Origin of the sequence: Desulfomicrobium macestii (genome assembly GCF_014873765.1) — a bacterium.
Lineage (GTDB): Bacteria > Desulfobacterota > Desulfovibrionia > Desulfovibrionales > Desulfomicrobiaceae > Desulfomicrobium > Desulfomicrobium macestii.
The window spans coordinates 1-19,155 of sequence record NZ_JADBGG010000050.1; the positions used below are offsets into that span (position 1 = coordinate 1).

Below are 19,155 nucleotides of genomic sequence, written 5' to 3' on the forward strand. Positions count from 1 at the left end.
CCCCTGCTCACCAGCACGCGCGGCCTCAATTGCTGCGTTTAGTGCCAACAAATTCGTTTGCTCGGCGATCCCTCGTATAACGTCAAGAACTTTTGATATCTCGTTACTTTGACCTTCAAGCTCATGAATAACCTGAGCGGCTTGCCTAATTTCACCTTCAAGGGCAGTGATTGACTGGCTTGTGTGGGCTACCAGACGCTGGCCAGATGCCGTCTCAGTGTCTGCTCTTCCGGCCGCATTGACCTGCTCCCCGTTGATTAATACACCGCGATGTTAGTAATGTCTTCATAAGCCACATGAGGACATCCCCATGAAGAAGCGTTTTTCCGATGAACAGATCATCAGTATTCTCCGCGAGGCTGAAGCCGGAGTTTCTGCCCGAGAGCTCTGCCGCAAGCACGCCATTTCCGACGCCACGTTTTATACCTGGCGTAAGAAGTATGGCGGCATGGAGGTGCCTGAGGTTAAGCGCCTGAAGTCGCTTGAGGAAGAGAACGCCAGACTCAAGAAGCTGCTCGCCGAGGCCATGCTGGATAAGGAGGCGCTTCAGGTGGCTCTTGGGCGAAAGTACTGACGACAGACCAGAAGCGCGAAGTCGTGGTGTTGATGTGTGATGCGACCGGTCTGTCGCAACGTCGTGCCTGCAGACTCACAGGTTTGTCCCTGTCGACCTGCCGCTATGACGCTCAGCGTCCGGCGGCTGATGCCCATTTATCAGGGCGCATTACTGAACTGGCACTGGAGCGCAGGCGTTTTGGCTACCGCCGCATATGGCAGTTACTGCGGCGTGAAGGGCTTCTGGTTAATCACAAGCGCGTGTACCGCCTTTATCATCTGAAAGGGCTGGGCGTTAAACGCAGACGTCGTCGTAAAGGGCTTGCAACAGAACGTCTGCCGCTGCTCCGCCCGGCGGCGCCCAACATGACCTGGTCGATGGATTTCGTCATGGATGCGCTGGCTACTGGTCGCAGGATCAAGTGCCTTACCTGCGTCGATGACTTCACAAAGGAATGCCTGACGGTCACTGTTGCCTTCGGGATTTCAGGCGTGCAGGTCACGCGTATTCTGGACAGCATTGCGCTGTTTCGCGGCTATCCGGCTACGATAAGAACCGATCAGGGCCCGGAGTTTACCTGCCGCGCGCTCGATCAGTGGGCTTTTGAGCATGGAGTGAAGCTGCGACTTATCCAGCCCGGCAAGCCGACACAGAACGGATTTATTGAGAGTTTTAACGGACGCTTTCGCGATGAATGCCTGAATGAACACTGGTTCAGCGACGTCAGTCATGCCAGGAAAACCATCAGCGAATGGCGTCAGGATTATAACGAATGTCGCCCGCACTCCACGCTGAATTATCAGACGCCGTCTGAATTTGCAGCGAGCTGGAGAAAGGGTAATTCTGAGAGTGAAGGATCCGACATTACTAACTGAGCCTTGTATTTAATCCTGGGGGCAGGTCAGCCGGTATCAGCTTAATTGCAGGGCTTGATTATCACCACGGAAAGAAGCCTGACATCCATAGTGAGGCTGTCTTGGTGTTGGCCGATGATCGGCTTGGATTTCCCTCTTCTGTACAGATACGACAGGCCAAGTCCCTACCTGCTGTAGGTGAAGAAGAGACATTGCTAAGTACATTTGGACTGGAGTGGTCTAGTCATTTCGCTGGTGTCAGAAAGCCTGTTTACAATCACGGGGGTTTCTGTTTCGGCGTATTGGTTTGCTCTGAATTGCAGAACATTGCTCATAGACAGCAGTTTCAGGGTAATGTGGATTGTATGATGGTGCTTTCTTGGAACCAGGATCTGGAGACGTTTGCAGCACTGGTGGAGTCGGCGAGTTTGGATGTTCACGCGCATATCGCATTGGTAAACAACCGGCGTTATGGAGACAGCCGCGTGAGAACTCCTGCGAAAAAGGATTACATGCGTGATGCTTGCCGGTTGAGGGGGGGGGCTCAATGAGCATGTAGTGATCGTTGAATTAGATATTGCCAACTTGCGAGCATTTCAAAGCCGAGCGAAGCGCTGGCCGAAGGAGGATGATCCTTACAAGCCTGTTCCTGAAGGATTTACGATTGCAGGATTTCGCAAGGTGACGCCAGAGTGATGCTTGTATGGTTTGCAAGAGATGATCTCGAGCATGAGCAAGCCGAACTTTACACATAAATCGCACAAAGACTGGAGCTTCATGTATGCTCAATAGTTCTATTTTAGAATTATTTTGTTATTTTTGTTGGTTGCGAGTAGTCATTCGTTGATTTATATTTTAGAATTATTATGTTATTTTGTGGGCGTCAGCATTACAAAATTGGATTTTTTGTGGGATTTCATTTTAAAACTATTTTGTTACTCCACAGCAGGGTAGAAACTTTCCTCCGGAAAGTTAGCCCTTGCTCCTAGCCAAAAATCAGGCCCACCATATCCAGCTCGCAGGGAGCTGTCTACAGTGGGCCTACCTGTCTACTCGGCAGCCTGGGCCTGGACAGGGACAGACTGCCTAGTCTCGGCATCGGCACGTTCAGCCCGGGCCGTGTCCAACTCCAGGCGAAGGGCGGACAGCTCGGCCTTATGCGCCTTGCGCTCCTCCTTGAGGTCTACCCGGACCTCGGACAGCTCAGCGCGGAGTGCCGCGAGATCCGCCACCGCAGCAGCCTTGGCCTCGGCAGCGCCTTCGGCTTTCGCCGTGGCCGCCGCCAGGGACGCCAGCGCCTGAGCCAGCTCTGCGGCCTGGGCATCTCCCTTAGCCTTGACCTGGGCCAACGCCTCAGCATGACCCTTCAGCTCTGCCGTCAGCGAAGCCACGCGGGAGCCCAGCTCTCTGGCCTCGGCCTTGGCATGGGCCAGCCCCTCTGCCGCAACCTTACGCTCGGCGGCGGCTTGGCTCTGCACCTCAGCCACATCCGCCCTGGCTGCAGCCAAGGCTTCGCCTGCGACCTTGCGCTCAGCAGCGGCATCAACCTGGGCCTGGGCCAGCCGGTCCCCGGCTGCTTTCAAGGATTCCTTGAGGGAGTCCCGATCATGGGCCAGCTCTGCCTTGGCCGTCCGCTCTGCGGCCAGTTCTGCCTGGAGCCGGGAGACCTCCACGGCCGCCGCTTGTTTGGCCCCCTGGGCCTCGACCAGCTCGACCTTCAGGGCCTTGATCTCGGCGGCTTGTTCCTCAATCCATCGGTCCTTGGCCTCGGCAGTAAGCTGAACCCTGGCCAGCTCCAGGCGGGCCTCTTCGGCACTCCGACGCTCCCGATCCACGGCCTCGACCAAGCGTTGAATCTCCGCAGCCCGCTCCAGTGCAGTGGCCTGTGCCTGGTCCCGCTCGGTGGTCAGAGCTTCGACCCTGATTATGGCCTCGGCCAGCTCCGCCTCCAGAGCTGCCCCTGCGGTGGCCAAATCCCCCGCCTCGGCTTGGGCGTCCACCAGTCGCCCCTCGACCTCGGACCGCGCCCGGGCGGCCGCTCGTTCAATCTCCTGCGCCAGAGCTAAGACCAGCTCGCTGGGCAGCTCCGGTGCTTGCGCCTGCGCTTGGGGCCTGGCGGCCCGCCACGCCTGTAGGTGCGCGTGCACCGTGTTCGGCGACCCCGTGCCCAAAGCATCTCTGACGGCCCGGATAGTGGGCTGATGTCCGTCGGCCACCATCTTGTCCGCCACCTGCGCCACCTGGTCGTATGTGATCCCTTCTCGTGCCATGACATCCTCCGTACCGTATCATATTTCGTATTCTATATTCCGTATCAATACAGATACATTATATGATATGATACGACTCGTCAAGAAAAAAAATACGATACAGCTCCTGGCCGCGACAACACGACTAGGGGCGGTAGCGCAAAGATCGCCCCTGTTCCGTGCTTACGGCACGGTTCCGCCCGCCTGTGGGGGCGCAGGATAGCGCCCTCCTCGGCGGCGGCCAGCTTTTAAAAAGTGGACACGTGTTTACATGTGTCCACTTCAAAAAATCCCCCGCCACCGTACGCTGGACATATCTTTGTCCGGCGGGAGGTGGGCGGAACCTTCCGATTGGGATGGAGAAGATCGAAAATCCTCGCAAGGTAGGGTCTACAGGACCAAGCGCCCTTGTCTTTTGCTTTTGGAGCGCAGCGACACCCTCAATGCCTGTCTTTTTGCCTTTTCAAGCGATGGGACGAGTTGGGTGAATCATTCGTTCAAAGAACAATGACGCCGCGCCGGCGTTAGCGGGCATCTACGCGGCACCGAGGGTCCGAAGGACCATGCCTTTCTTTTTCATTCTTTATGCATGCTTTAAGAAGCATACGCGGCCGGGTAATATACTGAAATTGTTGGGCTGAAACTCGTAAAATGTATGCCTTTGTGTTGGAAATAGACAGGTAAAATGTATGCCTTTGTGTTGAAGGGCGGGCGTAAAATGTATGCCTTTGTGTTGAAATGTATAGATGTCCTTGACAAGATACACTTGTCGTGATATACACGTATTCATGACCCAGCCAAAAATTCCAGACTATCTAGACAAGCCCAGCGGTTGCATCCACATCAACCACGACCTCTCTGGCCCTGCCATGCGACTTTTCAACTGCTTTCTCGCGTGGTGCTACGACGAAATCCCGCTTATCGACGAAATCCACATCTTCTCGATTCCACGGAAGGTCGTTGAGGACTACATGCGCACCAGGAACGAGGTAGCCCTCAGGGGATGGCTTAAGGAACTGGGTGACGGCTCTGTGGAGTGGAATGACCTCGGCGTAGGCCGGGGAAAGGGCGGCCCGAGTTGGGGTTACTACAAGTTCATCCAAGAACCGGAAATGCGCGGCGCGTTCATCACGTTCGGCATTGCGCGGACGCTGCGCGGTTTCATAGCCAGCAGCACGATGTTCGCACGCATCAATATGCTCATCGAGCGGCGCTTTAAAAAGACGAAGTACGCGCTCCCACTGTACGAGCTTGGCCTCGACTACCGGGACAACAAGGACAAGATTACGGGCAAAGGCTGTACACCCTGGATGACCGTAGAGCAGTTCCGAAAGTACATGGGCATCAAACCCGATGAGTACCAAAAAGGCTTTGGCGAACTAAACCGGACGATCATCCAGAACGCCGTGAAAGAGGTGTCCGCAGAGTCGGACATCAAGCTGGCGCTGGAAAAAAAGACTGAAAATAGGGCGGTCACCCATCTCAGATTCGTCATCGACGACAACCCCGCAAATATGTCTGCCCGCGAGAAGATCCGCCGCACCATGGCCACGCTGCCGGGCATGGGCAGTAAAGATCAGCACGAAATCCTGAAATACGCTCAGGCCATGCATAACGCATTTGGCGTTAGTCTGCCCCGCGCCCGCAAGATCGCACGTCTGTACGTCGGACACGAACCCGAGCTGCGGGCGATCATGGAAAAGATCCAGCACGACAAGCTCGCGGGCAAGGTCAAGGGGAAGCTCGGCGCATACGCCGCAGCAGTGCTTGAGAAAGAGAATCCCGTAGTAGCCCTCTCCGCCGAAACCCATGAAAAGCGGGTTGAGGAGGAAATATGATCTTGTTTGCTGGTGATGCCCACGGGGACTTCGTGCCCGTCATCGAGGAGGCCGGCGAGGCCTCGGCCGTGGTGCTCTTGGGTGACCAGGAGCCGCTGAGCGACCTTGCGGGCGAGTTAGGCCCTGGCGTGGCCCCAAAGACGTGGTGGATCTACGGCAACCACGACAGCGATTACCTGAACTACTTTGAAAATCACAAATCCATGGCCAACCGGAACCTGCATTGTCAGGTGGTCGAGGTCGAGGGCGTGCGGATCGCGGGTCTGGGCGGGGTGTTTCGCGCAAAGAAATTCGAGGTGGATCAGACTACACGTCTGGCCGAAGTGGATCTGAACTGCCCACATGACTACCGGGAAGCATGGATCAAACTACGGAGGGGTGGGCGAGCGTACCCCGCAGACTTCACGAGCATTTTTCCGGACGACATAAAAGCCCTTCTAAAAGTCGCTAAAAGAACCCGCATCGATGTGCTGATTACACACGAAGCTCCGGAGAGCCACAAGCTCGGGTATCAGCTCCTCGGAGACCTCGCCCGGGCGTTAAAGGTCAAGATGCTCATCCATGGTCACCACCATGAGCGCTACAGCGCCACCTTGGACGGTAGCATCCGCGTCGAGGGGGTCGGGATGCCGGGCGATATGACGACGGTGTGAATCGGCATGCAATAATGACCCACCTCTCGTGGTAATCGGCATCGAAAATTGACCGTCTCCGGCAAGACCTTCAAGGTCGTTCGACTGAACGCCATGGAGGGAAATGAGGAGATGCTGACGGTGGAGACAATACGCAAGATCAAGCTGGCCCATGGCCGAGACGAGAAGTCGATTGGGCAGATCGCCAGGGACTTCAACCTGAGCCGGAACACTTGATGGGATGAAAGGCAGCATTGAGGGTGAAGAATCCAGCAAGAAAAGAGGCAAGATCCGCCCTGGTTGATAAGACGGAGTAACGAGAAGGGCTAAAACGAAAACGGCGTGATCGCGCAACCCAGCACAATCACGCCTAATCACGAAACCGGAACCAGTTACAAGCATGGCGGCGTCGTGACTAAAGAGAAATTAGCGAGGAAGAGCGTAAAAGGCAATGGTGGTTTTTGAAAAGAGGCCGAACAAATATTGTCACCTAGCCCTATCGTGTATTGCTAAGTCGAATGGCCGATATTCGAGGATGTGACTACTAATAATTGGTTGATGAGTGACAAATATTGTCAGTATATAATTATATAAATTACGCTATGATTGATAACATCCCGAGACTAAAAGAGATGACATCTTGGCACGGAGTATGATAGCTGCCCATTTACAAGCGTGGATTTCTAACAATTTTTGGGAGGTAATATGGGCATGTTCAGGAAGAATGAGAAAGGCTTTACCCTGGTCGAGCTGCTAATCGTTGTGGCGATCATCGGTATCTTGGCGGCGATAGCTATTCCGCAGTTTACGAAGTATAAGAAAAATGCAGCCGTTGCAGCGTGTAATTCTGACTTAAAAAACTGCATGTCTGAAGCTGCTGCTCAATGGGCGCTGAATAATACTGCTGAAATTGTTTGTAATACAGCTATGCCGAACAATAAAATAGCGGCAACTGTAAACGCCACTGCAGAAGGAAATGTTACTATGACTGAGATTGCGTCAACTGATGTTTATAATAAAATACCGATCAAAGTTGCAATCGACAATGGTGCTGCTAACTGTTCTCTTATAAATCCATAAATGGTAAAAGTGATTCGTTGATCTAATAATTACCAACATTTCATTTTTTTATATTATTAAGCCCCCGTCTATTTAATGATGGGGGCTTTTTTATGATCATTATTCGTGCATGATTAATCTCTAGCTAGAAATAATCTCGCCAACAAACTGCGTTTCTTCGGCTCAAGGCTAGGTGCTGCCGTCAACGCCTTGGTTTGGTTCTGCCATGCCTGGGCCTCATTCTTCCATGCTTCCCTATCTGCCTTCAGCTCGTCCACCTGGCCACGTGCTTCTTGCAACAGAGCCTCAGTGACAGCTAGCCGTTGTTGCAGCGTGTTGATAGCTTGTGTTGATAGGGTGTTGTCAGGGGTAACGCTGCTGCCAACTAGGGTGTTCACGCTGCTATCAACTGTTGCTAGTGGGTACACCCTATGGAGTTCAGCCGCGTCTATCTCCCATTGCCCTTGAGCGTTCTTTGACCCGCTGATAGTACCACGTTTGATTGCAGCTAATATCCCCTGCCTAGTCAATCCGGTAGCCTGTGCCGCCTGTGTCAGACTATAAACCATCGTTAACTACCCCTGTTTTGTTGCTATTAACTTGGATATGCGCATCACTATTTCATGCAATGGCTTAGAGGTCTAGTTGATATAAACAAGTAGGGGCTAGTTGGTGTTGGTTGATAGCGTGGTTTATAGCGGCATTGATAGCTCAAGTGATTCTAATTATTCAACATAGTGTTTAATTCATCGCTCTAGGGCATCAATGCGGGGTGTATATCCTTGTCCCTATATATCATACCGAGGAGTAGGGGAATTATGTTTGAGGCTAGCGACTAGGATAAGCTGTTGTGATGGTTGAAGGTAGATGTTTGTAGATGGATGTTGTTTAAAAGGTCTAGGTTCAAATTATGTGTGTAGAGATATCACACTAGGCGCACGGGGACGGGGGCGGGGTGGTCTAGGTGGGGGGGTACTTCTAACCAGGTGGGGGTTGCTATGCTTTCGCGTTGGTTTCTATGTGGTAGTGAAAAGCCCCTAGTCCATAGCCTCAAATTCGTACAATTCCGACTCCTCCAGGGTCGCACACAAATCCTGTGCGACCCTCCCGTTTAATCTTCGACCAGCACACATCTCTATCTGTTTATGCACTGCAAAATCACCAATACCAATTCGATTGCCCATATAACATCATCAAACATTAGCGCCACCCCCCGTTCTGCTGTGTGTATTTCTACTAAGGACGGGTTATTGGTGCTCCCAAGATGAGCGCGAATACCTCCTACATTTTCGGCATTCTTGGCACTAACTTCGACTGCTCCTCAGAGGCATCCTTCTGCTCTAGTTGCTTCTGGATCGCTTCAAATTCCTTCTTCTCTTCCTCGATCCTCCTTGCCACATCCAACTCCTCAGGGGTCAGGTCGAGGCCTTCAGCTATCGCCGGCCGATCCTGCTCCACCTCGGGGGCGATCCCCACAGGCTCCGCTTCGACCTGGACCACGACCTCGGCCAACGCGGCCGGATCCACGGGCTGAGCAGCGAGCAGCACGTCCATGTCTCGGGCCGGATCGTAGCTGACCCCGGCCTTCTTGAGCCGCCCCCACCGGAATTTATCCCCGAGCTGCTGGCCAGTGAACGCGACCCTGCCCAGCCCGAAGCTGAATCCATCCAGGTGCTCACCCGTGAACTTCGGCCAGACGCTGACGCCCTGCGCCTGGAGGCGTGCCACAAACGCGCTAGCGCTGGGCTTCCCCTGCGCCGCCTCGCTTACGAGCTGCTGCAGTCGCTCCCGTGGCGGGTCGCCCACTAGCCGTTCATATCGGCGCCGCTCCCCAACCCGTGTTTTCCGAACCTCTGGCGACGTGATGCGTCCCGCCGAGGTCTTCTTCACGCCTTTGGTCACGGTTAAGCCGTAGGCCCGTTCCAGCGAGGCGATAAGCCCTGTGGACCGCAGGTTCTCGTTGCGGCCCAGATACACATTCCCGCCAAGACTAACGCGACTGGCAAGGATGTGCAGGTGGTCCGGGTCGTGCCGCACGTACACGCGTGGGTGTTCCGGAGTGAACCCCATGGCGGCCATGTAGTCGTCGGCCAGGGCCGCCCACTTTTCGTCGGTCATCTCCACCCGCTCATCTGCCGGAAGGCGCAAGGAGTTGTGCCACACCGGCCTCCCGATGTCGGGACGCTGCCGCCTCGCCACGCCGAACTCGGAGGCCAGTGCCCTGGCCGTGATCCCGCCCATGTTCCCCCCGACAACGCGTCCGCCGTCGTGGTCGAGCAGGTACTCGGCACAACCGCGAAACCCGCTCCCGCGTTGGATCTTCTGCATCCCCTTCACGACGGATCCTCCTCGGCCACCACCTGGTGGACGCCTGCGCCGACCAGGTCAGACCGCAGGGCCTGAACCTGGCCGTGCAGCTCCGCTAGGATCCCGACCAAATCTGCGTCGCGGAGCTGGCCAGCGGCGTTCATCGACCGCGCGATCTGGTTCAGATTCGCGGCGGTCCTGGCCAGGGCCGCCCATGCTTCCCGGTTCACCGCCGGGATGGCTGGGGCCAATCGCTTGGCCAGGCCTGCGCGGCGAAGCCATTCGCTCCGCTCCATCCCGCCCCGACGCTGGTCCAGCTCGGACAGCTCGGCGGGGGTCAGGTACACGGACACGCGCACCTGCCTCTTTTCTTCGTCCGGCTTCGGGGCCGGACCTCTCTTTCCTGCCATGGGCAGATCCTCCTGTCTTTGCTTCGCAACCCCCTGAGCAACGCGAGCGGGGGCGTTTCCCCTTGGGGAAACGGGGAAACTTGCCGGAGGCAAGTTAGCCCTTGCTCCTAACCAAAATCAGGCCCACCATATTCAGCTCGCAGGGCGCTGTCTAGAATGGGCCTGGGGGCTACTCGGCGGCCTTGGCGGGGGCAGCCGGGAGGGGCTTGCGGGCGTCGGCAAGCTCCGCCCGGAGTGCCACCAGCTCGTCGCGGTGAGCCTGGCGCTCGGCCTTGAGGTCCGCCCGGACCTCGGCCAGCTCGGCACGGAGCGTGGCGAGATCCGCGAGCGCGGAGGCCTTGGCCTCGGCAGCGCCGTCGGCCTTCGCCGTGGCGGAGGCAACCTGCTTCTCAGCGGCAGCGAGATCCCCCCGGAGCTGCGCGACGAGACCCTGGCAGCTCTGCCGCTCTGAGGCCAGCTCCCCGGCGAGCTTCTCGGCCAGGGCCTCGGTCTTGGCCAGGGCTTCGCCCTGCGCCTTGAGGTCCGCCGCGTGCGCGGCCACCTGCGTGGCCAGATCCCTGGCTTCGCCCTGCGCCGTGGCCAGGGCCTCGGCGGCCAGCTTCCGCTCTGCAGCCGCGTGGCTGCGAACCTCTGCAACAGCCTCCCGCTCGGCGGCCACCGCCTCCGCTGCGGCCTTCAAGCTCTGCTTGAGGTCCGCCACTTCCGCCGCCTGCTCGACCAGCACCTTGCGCTCGGCCACCAGCTCGGTTTGCACGCCGCGCAGATCCACCGCCGCCGCCTGCGCGGCCTCTCGGGCCTTGCCCAGCTCTGCCTCCAGCCCCTGGATCTTGGCCGCCTGTTCGGCGGCCTTCTCGGCTTGCCCCTCGATCTTGAGCCTAGCCGTGGCCAGATCCAGCCTCGCTTCCTCGGCGCTTTTCCGCTCCCGGTCCACAGCCTCGGCCAGGCGCTGAATCTCAGCAGCGTGCGCCGCTGCCGTCGCCGTCGCCGCGTCCTTGGCCGTGGTCATCTCCGCAAGCTGTGCGGCCAACTCCTCGCGCTCGCCCTCCAACGACTCGCCGACGTTCGAAAGATGGTCCGCCGCCATCTGCGACTCAACAAGCTGTTCCTCAATCTCTGCCCGCGCCGCAGCGGCTGCCTTGGCCAACTCCCGCCCAAACGCATTGACCAGCTCCGCTGGCAACTCAAATGCCGCCGCTGCCGCCTGCGGCCGCATGGACCGCCACACCTGCAGGTGGCGGTGGATCGTGTTTGGCGACCCCGTCCCCAGGGCGTCGCGTACGCCCATGATGGTGACGTTGCCCCCCTCTCCAACCATCTTGTCCGCTACCGCTGCCACCATTTCATAAGTCACGCCTTCCCGTGCCATATCGTATCCCTCCGCTTCGTATTTCATATTTTGTATTAATATGAATACAATACATAATACAATACGAAATGTCAAGGAAAAGAATACGATACAGCCGCCGAACGCTACAATATGACATGGCCGCTTCGCCCCGGGTGGTAACGCAAAGACCATTCCCACTCCGTGTCACGCACGGTTCCGCACGCCTGCGGGGCGCAGGATAGCGCCTCCTCGGCGGCGGCCAGTCTTAAAAAAGAGGGCTTCGCATATTAATTCTCTAAATAAAATCCCCGCCGCCGGACGCTGGGCATATCCTTGTCCAGCGGAAGGTGTGCGAAACCACCCGTTTAGGGTGGGTAAAATCAACACTCTCGCAGTGCAGGAGCTATGGATCTTTAGAATCCTTGCCTTATGCCTTTGGAGCGCAGCGACTCCTTCACAGCCTGCCTTTTGTCTTTTGCAAGCGATGTGACGAATTGTGCGATCGTTTCGTTCAAAGCGCGATGACGCCGCGCGGGCGTTAGCCCGCATCTAAGCGGCACCGAGGGTCCGAAGGACCATGCCTTCCTGTTTTTCTTCGTAAGTAATTCTTACTTTTAGTTGCTTTTTATACTTTTAAGAGCTGTTTTTGGCAGTGATTTTAGCATTTTGCACTCCGAAAAAACGACAAATTTACGGTCAAAAAACGACAAATTTACGGTCAAAAAACGACAAATTTACGGCATTGCTTGACATAGACAGAGTCTGTCGTTATATAGGTCGCATGGAATCACCCAAAGAAACTTCGCTCGTGGTCAAGTCGAACGCACTCATCAACGCGACCTTCGACCTCTCGCTGCAGGGAAACCGTTTCTTGGCGTTCGCCATCTCCCTGCTTGACCGCACCCAAAAAATCGAGATCGGCAAACCCGTTGAACTAGAAATTCCCGTCATGGAATTTGCCAAAGCTTTCGATGTAGACCCAAAGAACGCCTATCGGGAGATCGAAACCCTAGCGGATCAGTTCCAACGAAAACTCATTACGCTCCAGCCAGACCAAACCTTGGACGGCAGCCGCGTAAAAGTCGGCCTTATTTCCAAGCAAAAATACCACGACGGAGAAGGCCGCGTTTGGATCCGATTTGACGAAGACCTAGTCCCGCATCTTCTTGGCCTTAAAGAGCAGTTCACGCAGTACAGAATCAAAGATGTGTATCAGTTTTCCAAGGCATCGAGTTGGCGCGTGTATGAACTGCTCAAACAATTTAAAAAAATTGGGCAGCGGGAAATCGAGGTGGAGGAATTCAAACGTAAGGTCGGAGTGCCTGACCTGTATCCGAGGATTGGAGACCTAAAAAAACGCGTGATCGATCCGGCCATTGCCGAGATAAACGGCACGTCAGACCTGATGATCCAGTATGCCCAGAAAAAACGAGGTCGCCGCGTAGTCGGCTTTCTCTTCCTAATCCGCGACAACGAGTCCACGAAGAACCCGCAAGAGCGGATCCGAGCCGTAGCCAAAAAGCTGGACACCGGAGCCGACAGCGCCCCTGACTTGGCGAAGTTGCTTCGCGAAGAATACCGCGTGAGCTCGGCCCAGGCCCGCCAAATAGCGAACCTTGCAGCCAGCACCGGCCGCGAACACGAAATCATGGATAAGCTGCCACGCATCCGGGGCCGCTTCGACAACCTGCCGAAAGAGAACAGAAAAACAAGCCTTGGCGGATATGTCTTCAGAGCATTAAAAGACGAGCTCACACCGAAGCAAGCTAAACTACCATTGAACAACCAGTGACCGACAAACTGGGCATATTAGTACGGTAGTGCAATTTTTTTAGACTTTCGTACTATGAGCATCTTCATCGCCTGTTGTGACAAGTGAAGTACAGAACTGCCATTATTTGATAGTTCTGTACTTCACTTCGACGGTGAAAGGCGGGTTGAGGAGAAAAATATGATTCTGTTTGCTGGTGATGCCCACGGGGACTTCGTGCCCCTCATCGAGGAGGCCAGTAGGGCCTCGGCTGTAATACTCTTGGGCGACCAGGAGCCCCAGGTGTCCCTGGTGGATGAGTTGGGCCCTGGCGTGGCCCCGAAGACTTGGTGGATCTATGGGAATCACGACAGCGACTACCTAGATTACCTGACGCACCATGAGTCCATGGCTGCTCGGAATCTGCACTGCCGAGTCGTCGAGATCGAGGGCGTCCGGATCGCAGGATTGGGCGGCATATTTCGCTCAAACCTTTTCGGCGTGGACCAAACCACCCGCCTGGACGAGGTGGACCTAATCTGTCCATACGACACTCGGGCGAGCATCGCACAGCAAAGGCAGGGTGGGCGCAATGCGCCGGTAGACCTGACGACGATCTTCCCGGAGGACCTGGGAGCGCTGCTGCTACTCACCGGCCAAGTGGACGTACTGGTCACACATGAGGCTCCCGAAAGCCACACTATGGGCTTCCCACTCATCGGCGACATTGCCAGGGCCATCGGCGCAAAGATACTCATCCATGGGCACCACCATGAGCGCTACAGCGCCACCCTGGACGGCGGGATCCGCGTGGAAGGGGTCGGGATGTCGGGGCTGATGATTGAGTGGCTGAAGCCCGAGGATGGACTTTTTTGGCTGAATCCTCGCGAAGTGCGATTGACTTCTGCCATTTTCTAGGTGCAAGCACTAGAAAACGGAGTTTACAGATGCTTTACACCATCCAGCAAGCAGCGAAAGCTACGGGAATGAGCCGCCAAGCAATCCACGCCGCCGTTAAAAAGGGCAAGATTTCGGCCACTAAAAATGCTCAGGGAATACTTGAAGTTGACGCGGCAGAACTTCACCGGGTGTACCCGCTTGTCAACCTTAATGAACCAAACTTTACAACTAAAGACAGCACGGTTGACACCTCTGATGCCGAAAACCGCGAACTAAAAGCAAGGATTCAAGGACTAGAAGCCTTACTTGCCGAGGTGCGGTCTGAACGTGACCGGTGGCAAGACCAGGCGGACGCCTGGCAAATGCAGGCCAAGGCGTTGACAGCGGCACCACAACCAGAACCGAAGCGTAGTTTCTGGGCGAGGATTTTTAACCGATGATAAAAGACAACAAGGCTTGGACCAATTGTCCAACCTCCAGAATCGCTCTAATTGTTACAATAAATACACGACGCCACAACCCATCCAAATTCTTCAGATTCATTATGCCCAGTTTTTCTTTAAGAGTTTTCATAAAGAAATATTGTTGTCCATGGATATGAGTTTTTAGGCTCTGTCTCTGTCCTAAAAAACGATGTAAGGAATGTAAGGACGTAATGTGTTAGGTTTTTGGGGTTGACCTCGGAGCATGGTGTTTTTATACCATAAATATATGAATTTCGAATTTGATCCGACCAAAAGCGCTGTCAACAAAACCAAGCACGGCGTTGATTTCATCCAAGCGCAAGTTCTGTGGGATGATGAAAATTTGCTCGCCCTGCCTCTGCGGTTCGAAGACGAGCGGCGTATTGCCTACATTGGGCGCATGGGCGGCAAGCACTGGACTGCTATTGCCACATGCAGAGGCAAGGCGGTTAGAATCATTTCCGTGCGTAGATCGCGGGATAACGAGGTGAAGTGGTATGAAAGCGAAGGAATTTGACGAGCATTTCGACAACAGCGGCGATATCGAGCAGTTCGTGGATCTGGAGAGGGCTTTTCGACCCAACAAAATCAAGCGTGTGAATGTGGACTTCCCCTTGTGGATGGTCGAAGCTCTGGACCGCGAAGCCAAACACCTTGGCGTGACTAGGCAAGCTTTGGTCAAAGTCTGGCTGGCAAACTGTTTGGAGAAAGGGGCGCACGGACTTAGGGCGTGACGGCATGAAAAAGCCGCCAGAAGGCGGCTCGGATGCGCATAAGCGAATGGTCAAGGGGGGTCAGATTTTCGGTAACCCTCTAACAATCTTCGAGCAAGGCGGTCGCATGCGGCATGAAGGCCAGCGCCCGTGTGGTAGGCTGGCAGCCGCTACGACTGCGCTGCACCAGCGTTACGCCGACCTGCTCTTCAAGCTTCTGCAAGTGCTGCGACACCGTCGGCTGGGCCAGCCCCAACGCCCTCGCCGCGCTCTGAAAACTGCCTGTTTGAACGATCGCTACCAGGCTCTTCAGCCAGACCGGATTCAACATGCGGCAGGCTCGGCCTTGGGCAGACGGTTCGCAGCGTTGATTGGGCGCGCACCTGCCAATACCTGGATGATGTTCTGCGCTGCACAACGTTCAATCTCCAGGCGCACCGCGCGCACTGCCGACCCTATGTGCGGAGTGAACAGCGTATTCGGATGCGCGAGCAGCGCAGGATCGATCAGCCGCGGCCGGTCCGCGCGAGCCCAGTCTTCCATTTCGAATACATCCGCCGCATACCCGCCGAGCTGGCCTCGCTCAAGCGCCGCGAGCACGGCGGCTTCATCCACTACCGAACCACGACAGGGGTTTACAAGCAGAGCGCCCGGCCGTACGAGGGCAAGCAGCTCGGCGTTGACCAGATGCTGGGTATCGGCATTCAAGGGAAGCGCCAGCAGGATGAAGTCCGAGCTGGCGAAGAGTTCGCTGCACGCCACCTGGCGCAGGCCGAGCCGTTGCTCGGTTTGTGTATCCAGAGCCTTCGCCTCGTGGTACTGCAGGGTCGCGCCCCATCCCTGCAAGCGATCAGCCATGGCCAGTCCGATGGCGCCCATGCCAAGGATGCCGACCGTAGCGTTATCCAGCCCCGTGCCGTAGAACTGTGGTTGCCAGCCCTGGAACTCGCCAGAGCGGACGAACGCATCTGCTGCCCGCAGATGCCGCCCCAGCCCCACCGCCAGTCCGATCGCCAGCTCGGCAGTCGGGACCGTCAACAGATCAGGCACGAAGGTCAGCCAGACCCCGCGGGCAGTACAGGCGTCCACATCGAAATTGTCGAAGCCCTTGAGCGCGCAGCCGACTACACGCAGCTCAGGGCAGGCTTGAAGAAAGTCTGCATCGACCCGATCGGGCATGAACGCCATCATCGCCTGAGCATCGCGACAGCGGCGCAGAATTTCCTCGCGCGTCAGCGTGCTGTCGGTCTGGTTGGTCATCAGCTCGCAATGTGGCGCCAGCAGTTGCAGGATCTCATCGTGTACTCGGTGAGTTATAACGAGTTTCGGCAGCATGGTTTGTCCTATTTGAAACGTTTGCGCAGCACGCCACTGAAGGCGTCTACTAGCGTGACCATGGCCAGGATGACCAGCAGGATTGCTGCAACCTCCTGGTACTGCATGATGCGCAGCGAGCCCATGAGTTCGAAGCCGATACCGCCGGCGCCAACCATGCCCATCACGGTGGAGGCGCGAAAGTTGTATTCCCAGCGGTAGATCGCCACGTCGGCGAACTGCGGCGTCACCTGTGGCAAAACCGCGTGCAGCAGCACTTGCATCGGCGTAGCCCCCGCCGCCCGAGCGGCTTCCACCGGCGCTTCGTCGACGTGCTCGATGGCCTCGGCGAAGAACTTGCCGACCATGCCGACCGAATGCAGACCCAGGGCAAGCACGCCCGGCAAGGCGCCGAACCCTACGGCTGCAACGAAGATGATGCCCATGATCAGCTCCGGCACCGACCGCAGGGCATTGAGCAGCACCCGGGCAACACCGAACACAAGGGGGTGCGGCGCCGTATTGCGCGCTGCAACGAAGGCCACCACCAGCGAGAACACCACTGCGATGGCCGTACCGGCGATGCTCATCGCCAAGGTGTCGATCAAGGGGCGAATCCAGCTTCGATAGCCCGAAAAGTCTGGCGGCATGGCCTCGCCTGCCAGGGTCGCGATGGAGGGCAGCCCGTTCAGCAGCGTGGTGGCATCGAGCAGCCCCACGTACCAGCAGGCCAACAGCACCACTCCGAATACAATCGCCACCTGCCCCAGCTGGCGCCACCAACCGAGGCCGAAGCCTCGAAGGATGTGCTCGCGTTGCTCTGCAGGCAGCGCCTGCACGTCGTAATGAGTAGACATATCGGTGCTCACATCGTGGCGAAGTCGAGGCCGAGCAGCGATCCCATTTTGCGGATCACATCGTAGTCGGCGTCGGTGATTGGCGCGAAGGCCTCGGCCTTGAAGTTGCGCAGCACTTCGGGATCGTCGATACCGACGAATACATCCCGCACCTTGGTTTTCAGCTCGGGGCTCAGGTTCGAGCGCATCGCCCAGGGGTACTGGGGGTATTCGCCGCTGTAACCAAGTACTTTCACCTTGCTCGGATCGATTAGGCCACGTTCGACTACGTGATTGAAAATTACCTCCGACAGCCCACCCGCATCGGCGTTGCCGTTCGCCACGTTGACGGCAACGGCGTCATGCGTGCCCACAAAATATTGTTCGTAGTCCTGCCCACCCGTCAAACCGGCCGTCTCAAGAAGCACGGTTTTGGGAATCAAATGGCTGGACGTCGATGCCCGGTCACCATAGGCCATCTTCTTGCCCTTAAGGTCGGCATACTCATTCACGCCTGACGCCACATTGGCGATAATCACCGAGCGATAGGTCGGCTTGCCGTCGATGACCATGGCAGCGAAGGGCTCGATGTCGCTTTTGCTTTTGGCCATGACGTAGGACAGCGGACCGAAATACGCCAGGTCGATACGGCCAAAGCGCATCGCCTCAATCATCGAGGAATAGTCGGTGGTTACGATCAGCTGCACCTTCTTGTCCAGATGCTCTTCCAGATAATCCTTCAGCGGCTGGTTACGCTTGATCAGCTCGGAGGCGTTTTCGTCCGGCAGCAGGGCAACCTTTAGCACATCCGGATCGGCATCGGCCGCTAGGGCGGACAAACTTGAAACAGCGGACAGCAAGCAAGTCAATAAGAGCGCGGATAAGCGTTTCATCGGGACATCTCCAGTGAAGGTTCGAGCATGACAGGTGGTTCAGCCGGAGCATTCGCTGGCTGAGTCGTAGAGCGGCCTGCATAGATGCGCTCAAGCTGCGCATCGGTGAGTTCCGAGGGCGCGGCATCGAAAACGATCTGAGAATCGGCCAGCCCGACGACGCGATCGGCGAAGCGGCGGGCATATTCGAGTTGATGCAGCGAAACGATGGCGGTGATGCCGTCTTCCTTGCAGATGTCGCGCAGCAATCCGAGAACACGGACCGAAGTGGCCGGGTCGAGACTGGCTACCGGCTCATCGGCCAGAATGATCGCCGGCTGTTGCGCTAGCGCACGCGCGATGCCTACCCGCTGCTGCTGGCCACCGGACAGTTTGTCCACCCGGCTTAGCGCCTTGTCTGCCAGACCGACCCGAGCGAGGCAACTGAGCGCAATCTCCTGATCGGCACGCGGCAGAGGAAACAGCGAGCGGAGCGTGTTGTGAAAGGCCAGCCGACCGGTAAGCACATTAGCCAGTGCGCTTTGACGTTCGATTAGCTGGTGGTGCTGAAAGATCATGGCGGTACGCCGACGATGCTGACGCAAGGCCGAGCCGCTGCCGAGCTCACCGAGTTCGCTGGTGACACTGCCGCCAGTGGGCGTGACGAGTCGATTGAGACTACGGAGCAAGGTCGACTTGCCTGCGCCCGAGAGACCAAGCAGCACGGTGAACTCACCACGCCGAAATGCAATCGAGGTATCGCGTAGGGCTGTCACGCCGCCTGGATAGACGACGCTCAACCGGTCGACCCGCAGCACGGCGTCCTGTATCGGATGGGGCATCATTTGATCACCTTTCGCAATATTGCTGGCCGCACAATTGCGGTTCGCGATGCAAAGGATAGAAATTCCTTGTTACCGCACTGCTTCTAAAGGATGACATTTCGATGAATACTTCGAATCTGCCGTAGCGGGGCGGCAAAGTTGTGTGCGTCAAGTTCTGCAAATTCTTCCACAGCATAACGGGTATGCTCAAGCATATGGCGACCGAGAATGGGCCCATCCAGAGCTCGTC

At 56.6% G+C, this 19,155-nt stretch carries 23 protein-coding genes; 12 read left to right on the forward strand and 11 right to left on the reverse strand.

Annotated features, from left to right (window positions below; genetic code table 11):
* The coding region (locus tag H4684_RS20835; protein WP_407644778.1) for a methyl-accepting chemotaxis protein at positions 1-258 on the reverse strand (258 nt) is incomplete at its 3' end.
* 52 nt (positions 259-310) lie between these two features.
* On the opposite strand from H4684_RS20835, the gene H4684_RS19195 reads away from it, so the two are divergent.
* From H4684_RS19195 to H4684_RS19205, 3 genes are all read left to right on the forward strand, one after another.
* A protein-coding gene (locus tag H4684_RS19195; protein WP_192624974.1) for an IS3 family transposase occupies positions 311-1,431 on the forward strand; the annotation gives its coding sequence in 2 pieces (ribosomal slippage) (positions 311-569 and positions 569-1,431; 1,122 coding nt in all).
* Positions 1,432-1,532: 101 nt separating this feature from the next.
* Positions 1,533-1,961 carry a hypothetical protein gene (locus H4684_RS19200; RefSeq protein ID WP_192624975.1) on the forward strand — a complete coding sequence of 143 codons (429 nt, stop codon included), beginning with the start codon at positions 1,533-1,535 and terminating at the stop codon, positions 1,959-1,961.
* A gap of 7 nt (positions 1,962-1,968) precedes the next feature.
* Positions 1,969-2,106 carry a hypothetical protein gene (locus tag H4684_RS19205; protein WP_192624976.1) on the forward strand — a complete coding sequence of 46 codons (138 nt, stop codon included), beginning with the start codon at positions 1,969-1,971 and terminating at the stop codon, positions 2,104-2,106.
* Between the two features lie 353 nt (positions 2,107-2,459).
* Here the strand turns inward: H4684_RS19205 and H4684_RS19210 are convergent, their stop codons facing one another.
* On the reverse strand, positions 2,460-3,680 hold the full coding sequence (locus H4684_RS19210; RefSeq protein ID WP_192624977.1) for a DNA-binding protein: 1,221 nt from the start codon (positions 3,678-3,680) through the stop codon (positions 2,460-2,462).
* A gap of 767 nt (positions 3,681-4,447) precedes the next feature.
* Here H4684_RS19210 and H4684_RS19215 point away from each other — a divergent pair.
* The 4 genes from H4684_RS19215 (at position 4,448) to H4684_RS21210 (ending at position 7,209) form a co-directional block, all read left to right on the forward strand.
* Positions 4,448-5,497 (forward strand): replication initiation protein, encoded by a 1,050-nt coding sequence (locus H4684_RS19215; protein ID WP_192624978.1) that lies wholly within the window; start codon positions 4,448-4,450, stop codon positions 5,495-5,497.
* Entirely contained in the window at positions 5,494-6,150 is a 657-nt protein-coding gene (locus H4684_RS19220) for a metallophosphoesterase family protein (RefSeq protein WP_192624979.1), read from the forward strand. Before H4684_RS19215 ends, H4684_RS19220 begins: the two co-directional genes overlap by 4 nt.
* A 48-nt stretch (positions 6,151-6,198) precedes the next feature.
* The gene (locus tag H4684_RS19225) at positions 6,199-6,366 is read left to right on the forward strand and encodes a hypothetical protein (protein WP_192624980.1); all 168 of its coding nucleotides are present in this window, start codon (positions 6,199-6,201) and stop codon (positions 6,364-6,366) included.
* Between the two features lie 468 nt (positions 6,367-6,834).
* Entirely contained in the window at positions 6,835-7,209 is a 375-nt protein-coding gene (locus tag H4684_RS21210; RefSeq protein WP_318779662.1) for a type II secretion system protein, read from the forward strand.
* A gap of 113 nt (positions 7,210-7,322) precedes the next feature.
* Here H4684_RS21210 and H4684_RS19235 read toward each other — a convergent pair whose 3' ends face one another.
* From H4684_RS19235 to H4684_RS19250, 4 genes are all read right to left on the reverse strand, one after another.
* The gene (locus H4684_RS19235) at positions 7,323-7,757 is read right to left on the reverse strand and encodes a hypothetical protein (protein ID WP_192624981.1); all 435 of its coding nucleotides are present in this window, start codon (positions 7,755-7,757) and stop codon (positions 7,323-7,325) included.
* Between the two features lie 712 nt (positions 7,758-8,469).
* On the reverse strand, positions 8,470-9,516 hold the full coding sequence (locus tag H4684_RS19240) for a relaxase/mobilization nuclease domain-containing protein (protein WP_192624982.1): 1,047 nt from the start codon (positions 9,514-9,516) through the stop codon (positions 8,470-8,472).
* Positions 9,517-9,521: 5 nt separating this feature from the next.
* On the reverse strand, positions 9,522-9,905 hold the full coding sequence (locus H4684_RS19245; RefSeq protein WP_192624983.1) for a plasmid mobilization protein: 384 nt from the start codon (positions 9,903-9,905) through the stop codon (positions 9,522-9,524).
* A 169-nt stretch (positions 9,906-10,074) separates the two neighbouring features.
* Positions 10,075-11,271, reverse strand: a complete 1,197-nt coding sequence (locus H4684_RS19250; protein ID WP_192624984.1) for a DNA-binding protein — start codon at positions 11,269-11,271, stop codon at positions 10,075-10,077.
* Between the two features lie 742 nt (positions 11,272-12,013).
* On the opposite strand from H4684_RS19250, the gene H4684_RS19255 reads away from it, so the two are divergent.
* The 5 genes from H4684_RS19255 to brnA all read left to right on the forward strand — a co-directional run bounded on the left by H4684_RS19255 (position 12,014) and on the right by brnA (position 15,080).
* A complete protein-coding gene (locus tag H4684_RS19255; RefSeq protein WP_192624985.1) occupies positions 12,014-13,024 on the forward strand; it encodes a replication initiation protein in 1,011 nt (336 codons plus the stop codon).
* Between the two features lie 159 nt (positions 13,025-13,183).
* The gene (locus H4684_RS19260) at positions 13,184-13,900 is read left to right on the forward strand and encodes a metallophosphoesterase family protein (RefSeq protein ID WP_192624986.1); all 717 of its coding nucleotides are present in this window, start codon (positions 13,184-13,186) and stop codon (positions 13,898-13,900) included.
* 29 nt (positions 13,901-13,929) lie between these two features.
* Positions 13,930-14,322 carry a helix-turn-helix domain-containing protein gene (locus H4684_RS19265; protein ID WP_192624987.1) on the forward strand — a complete coding sequence of 131 codons (393 nt, stop codon included), beginning with the start codon at positions 13,930-13,932 and terminating at the stop codon, positions 14,320-14,322.
* A gap of 271 nt (positions 14,323-14,593) precedes the next feature.
* Positions 14,594-14,863, forward strand: coding sequence for a BrnT family toxin (locus H4684_RS19270; RefSeq protein WP_192624988.1), 270 nt, complete (start codon positions 14,594-14,596; stop codon positions 14,861-14,863).
* Positions 14,844-15,080, forward strand: a complete 237-nt coding sequence (gene brnA / locus H4684_RS19275; RefSeq protein WP_192624989.1) for a type II toxin-antitoxin system BrnA family antitoxin — start codon at positions 14,844-14,846, stop codon at positions 15,078-15,080. Before H4684_RS19270 ends, brnA begins: the two co-directional genes overlap by 20 nt.
* Positions 15,081-15,159: 79 nt before the next feature.
* Here brnA and H4684_RS19280 read toward each other — a convergent pair whose 3' ends face one another.
* The 5 genes from H4684_RS19280 to phnC are packed head-to-tail and all read right to left on the reverse strand — an operon-like array spanning position 15,160 to position 18,926.
* Positions 15,160-15,390, reverse strand: a complete 231-nt coding sequence (locus H4684_RS19280; protein ID WP_318779663.1) for a LysR family transcriptional regulator — start codon at positions 15,388-15,390, stop codon at positions 15,160-15,162.
* A complete protein-coding gene (gene ptxD, locus H4684_RS19285; RefSeq protein WP_003118429.1) occupies positions 15,384-16,394 on the reverse strand; it encodes a phosphonate dehydrogenase PtxD in 1,011 nt (336 codons plus the stop codon). The genes H4684_RS19280 and ptxD overlap by 7 nt, the downstream gene beginning before the upstream one ends.
* Before the next feature lie 8 nt (positions 16,395-16,402).
* Positions 16,403-17,230, reverse strand: a complete 828-nt coding sequence (gene phnE, locus H4684_RS19290; RefSeq protein ID WP_010466252.1) for a phosphonate ABC transporter, permease protein PhnE — start codon at positions 17,228-17,230, stop codon at positions 16,403-16,405.
* Between the two features lie 8 nt (positions 17,231-17,238).
* A complete protein-coding gene (gene phnD, locus H4684_RS19295; protein WP_192624990.1) occupies positions 17,239-18,102 on the reverse strand; it encodes a phosphate/phosphite/phosphonate ABC transporter substrate-binding protein in 864 nt (287 codons plus the stop codon).
* Positions 18,099-18,926 carry a phosphonate ABC transporter ATP-binding protein gene (gene phnC / locus H4684_RS19300; RefSeq protein ID WP_012637488.1) on the reverse strand — a complete coding sequence of 276 codons (828 nt, stop codon included), beginning with the start codon at positions 18,924-18,926 and terminating at the stop codon, positions 18,099-18,101. Before phnC ends, phnD begins: the two co-directional genes overlap by 4 nt.
* Between the last annotated feature and the right edge of the window lie 229 nt (positions 18,927-19,155).

Coding starts and splice junctions, on each gene's coding strand:
- H4684_RS19210 (WP_192624977.1), bottom strand. CDS start 3,680: ATGGCACGAGAAGGGATCACATACGACCAGGTGGCGCAGGTGGCGGAC.
- H4684_RS19215 (WP_192624978.1), top strand. CDS start 4,448: ATGACCCAGCCAAAAATTCCAGACTATCTAGACAAGCCCAGCGGTTGC.
- H4684_RS19220 (WP_192624979.1), top strand. CDS start 5,494: ATGATCTTGTTTGCTGGTGATGCCCACGGGGACTTCGTGCCCGTCATC.
- H4684_RS21210 (WP_318779662.1), top strand. CDS start 6,835: ATGGGCATGTTCAGGAAGAATGAGAAAGGCTTTACCCTGGTCGAGCTG.
- H4684_RS19235 (WP_192624981.1), bottom strand. CDS start 7,757: ATGGTTTATAGTCTGACACAGGCGGCACAGGCTACCGGATTGACTAGG.
- H4684_RS19240 (WP_192624982.1), bottom strand. CDS start 9,516: ATGCAGAAGATCCAACGCGGGAGCGGGTTTCGCGGTTGTGCCGAGTAC.
- H4684_RS19245 (WP_192624983.1), bottom strand. CDS start 9,905: ATGGCAGGAAAGAGAGGTCCGGCCCCGAAGCCGGACGAAGAAAAGAGG.
- H4684_RS19250 (WP_192624984.1), bottom strand. CDS start 11,271: ATGGCACGGGAAGGCGTGACTTATGAAATGGTGGCAGCGGTAGCGGAC.
- H4684_RS19255 (WP_192624985.1), top strand. CDS start 12,014: ATGGAATCACCCAAAGAAACTTCGCTCGTGGTCAAGTCGAACGCACTC.
- H4684_RS19260 (WP_192624986.1), top strand. CDS start 13,184: ATGATTCTGTTTGCTGGTGATGCCCACGGGGACTTCGTGCCCCTCATC.
- H4684_RS19265 (WP_192624987.1), top strand. CDS start 13,930: ATGCTTTACACCATCCAGCAAGCAGCGAAAGCTACGGGAATGAGCCGC.
- H4684_RS19270 (WP_192624988.1), top strand. CDS start 14,594: ATGAATTTCGAATTTGATCCGACCAAAAGCGCTGTCAACAAAACCAAG.
- brnA (WP_192624989.1), top strand. CDS start 14,844: ATGAAAGCGAAGGAATTTGACGAGCATTTCGACAACAGCGGCGATATC.
- H4684_RS19280 (WP_318779663.1), bottom strand. CDS start 15,390: ATGTTGAATCCGGTCTGGCTGAAGAGCCTGGTAGCGATCGTTCAAACA.
- ptxD (WP_003118429.1), bottom strand. CDS start 16,394: ATGCTGCCGAAACTCGTTATAACTCACCGAGTACACGATGAGATCCTG.
- phnE (WP_010466252.1), bottom strand. CDS start 17,230: ATGTCTACTCATTACGACGTGCAGGCGCTGCCTGCAGAGCAACGCGAG.
- phnD (WP_192624990.1), bottom strand. CDS start 18,102: ATGAAACGCTTATCCGCGCTCTTATTGACTTGCTTGCTGTCCGCTGTT.
- phnC (WP_012637488.1), bottom strand. CDS start 18,926: ATGATGCCCCATCCGATACAGGACGCCGTGCTGCGGGTCGACCGGTTG.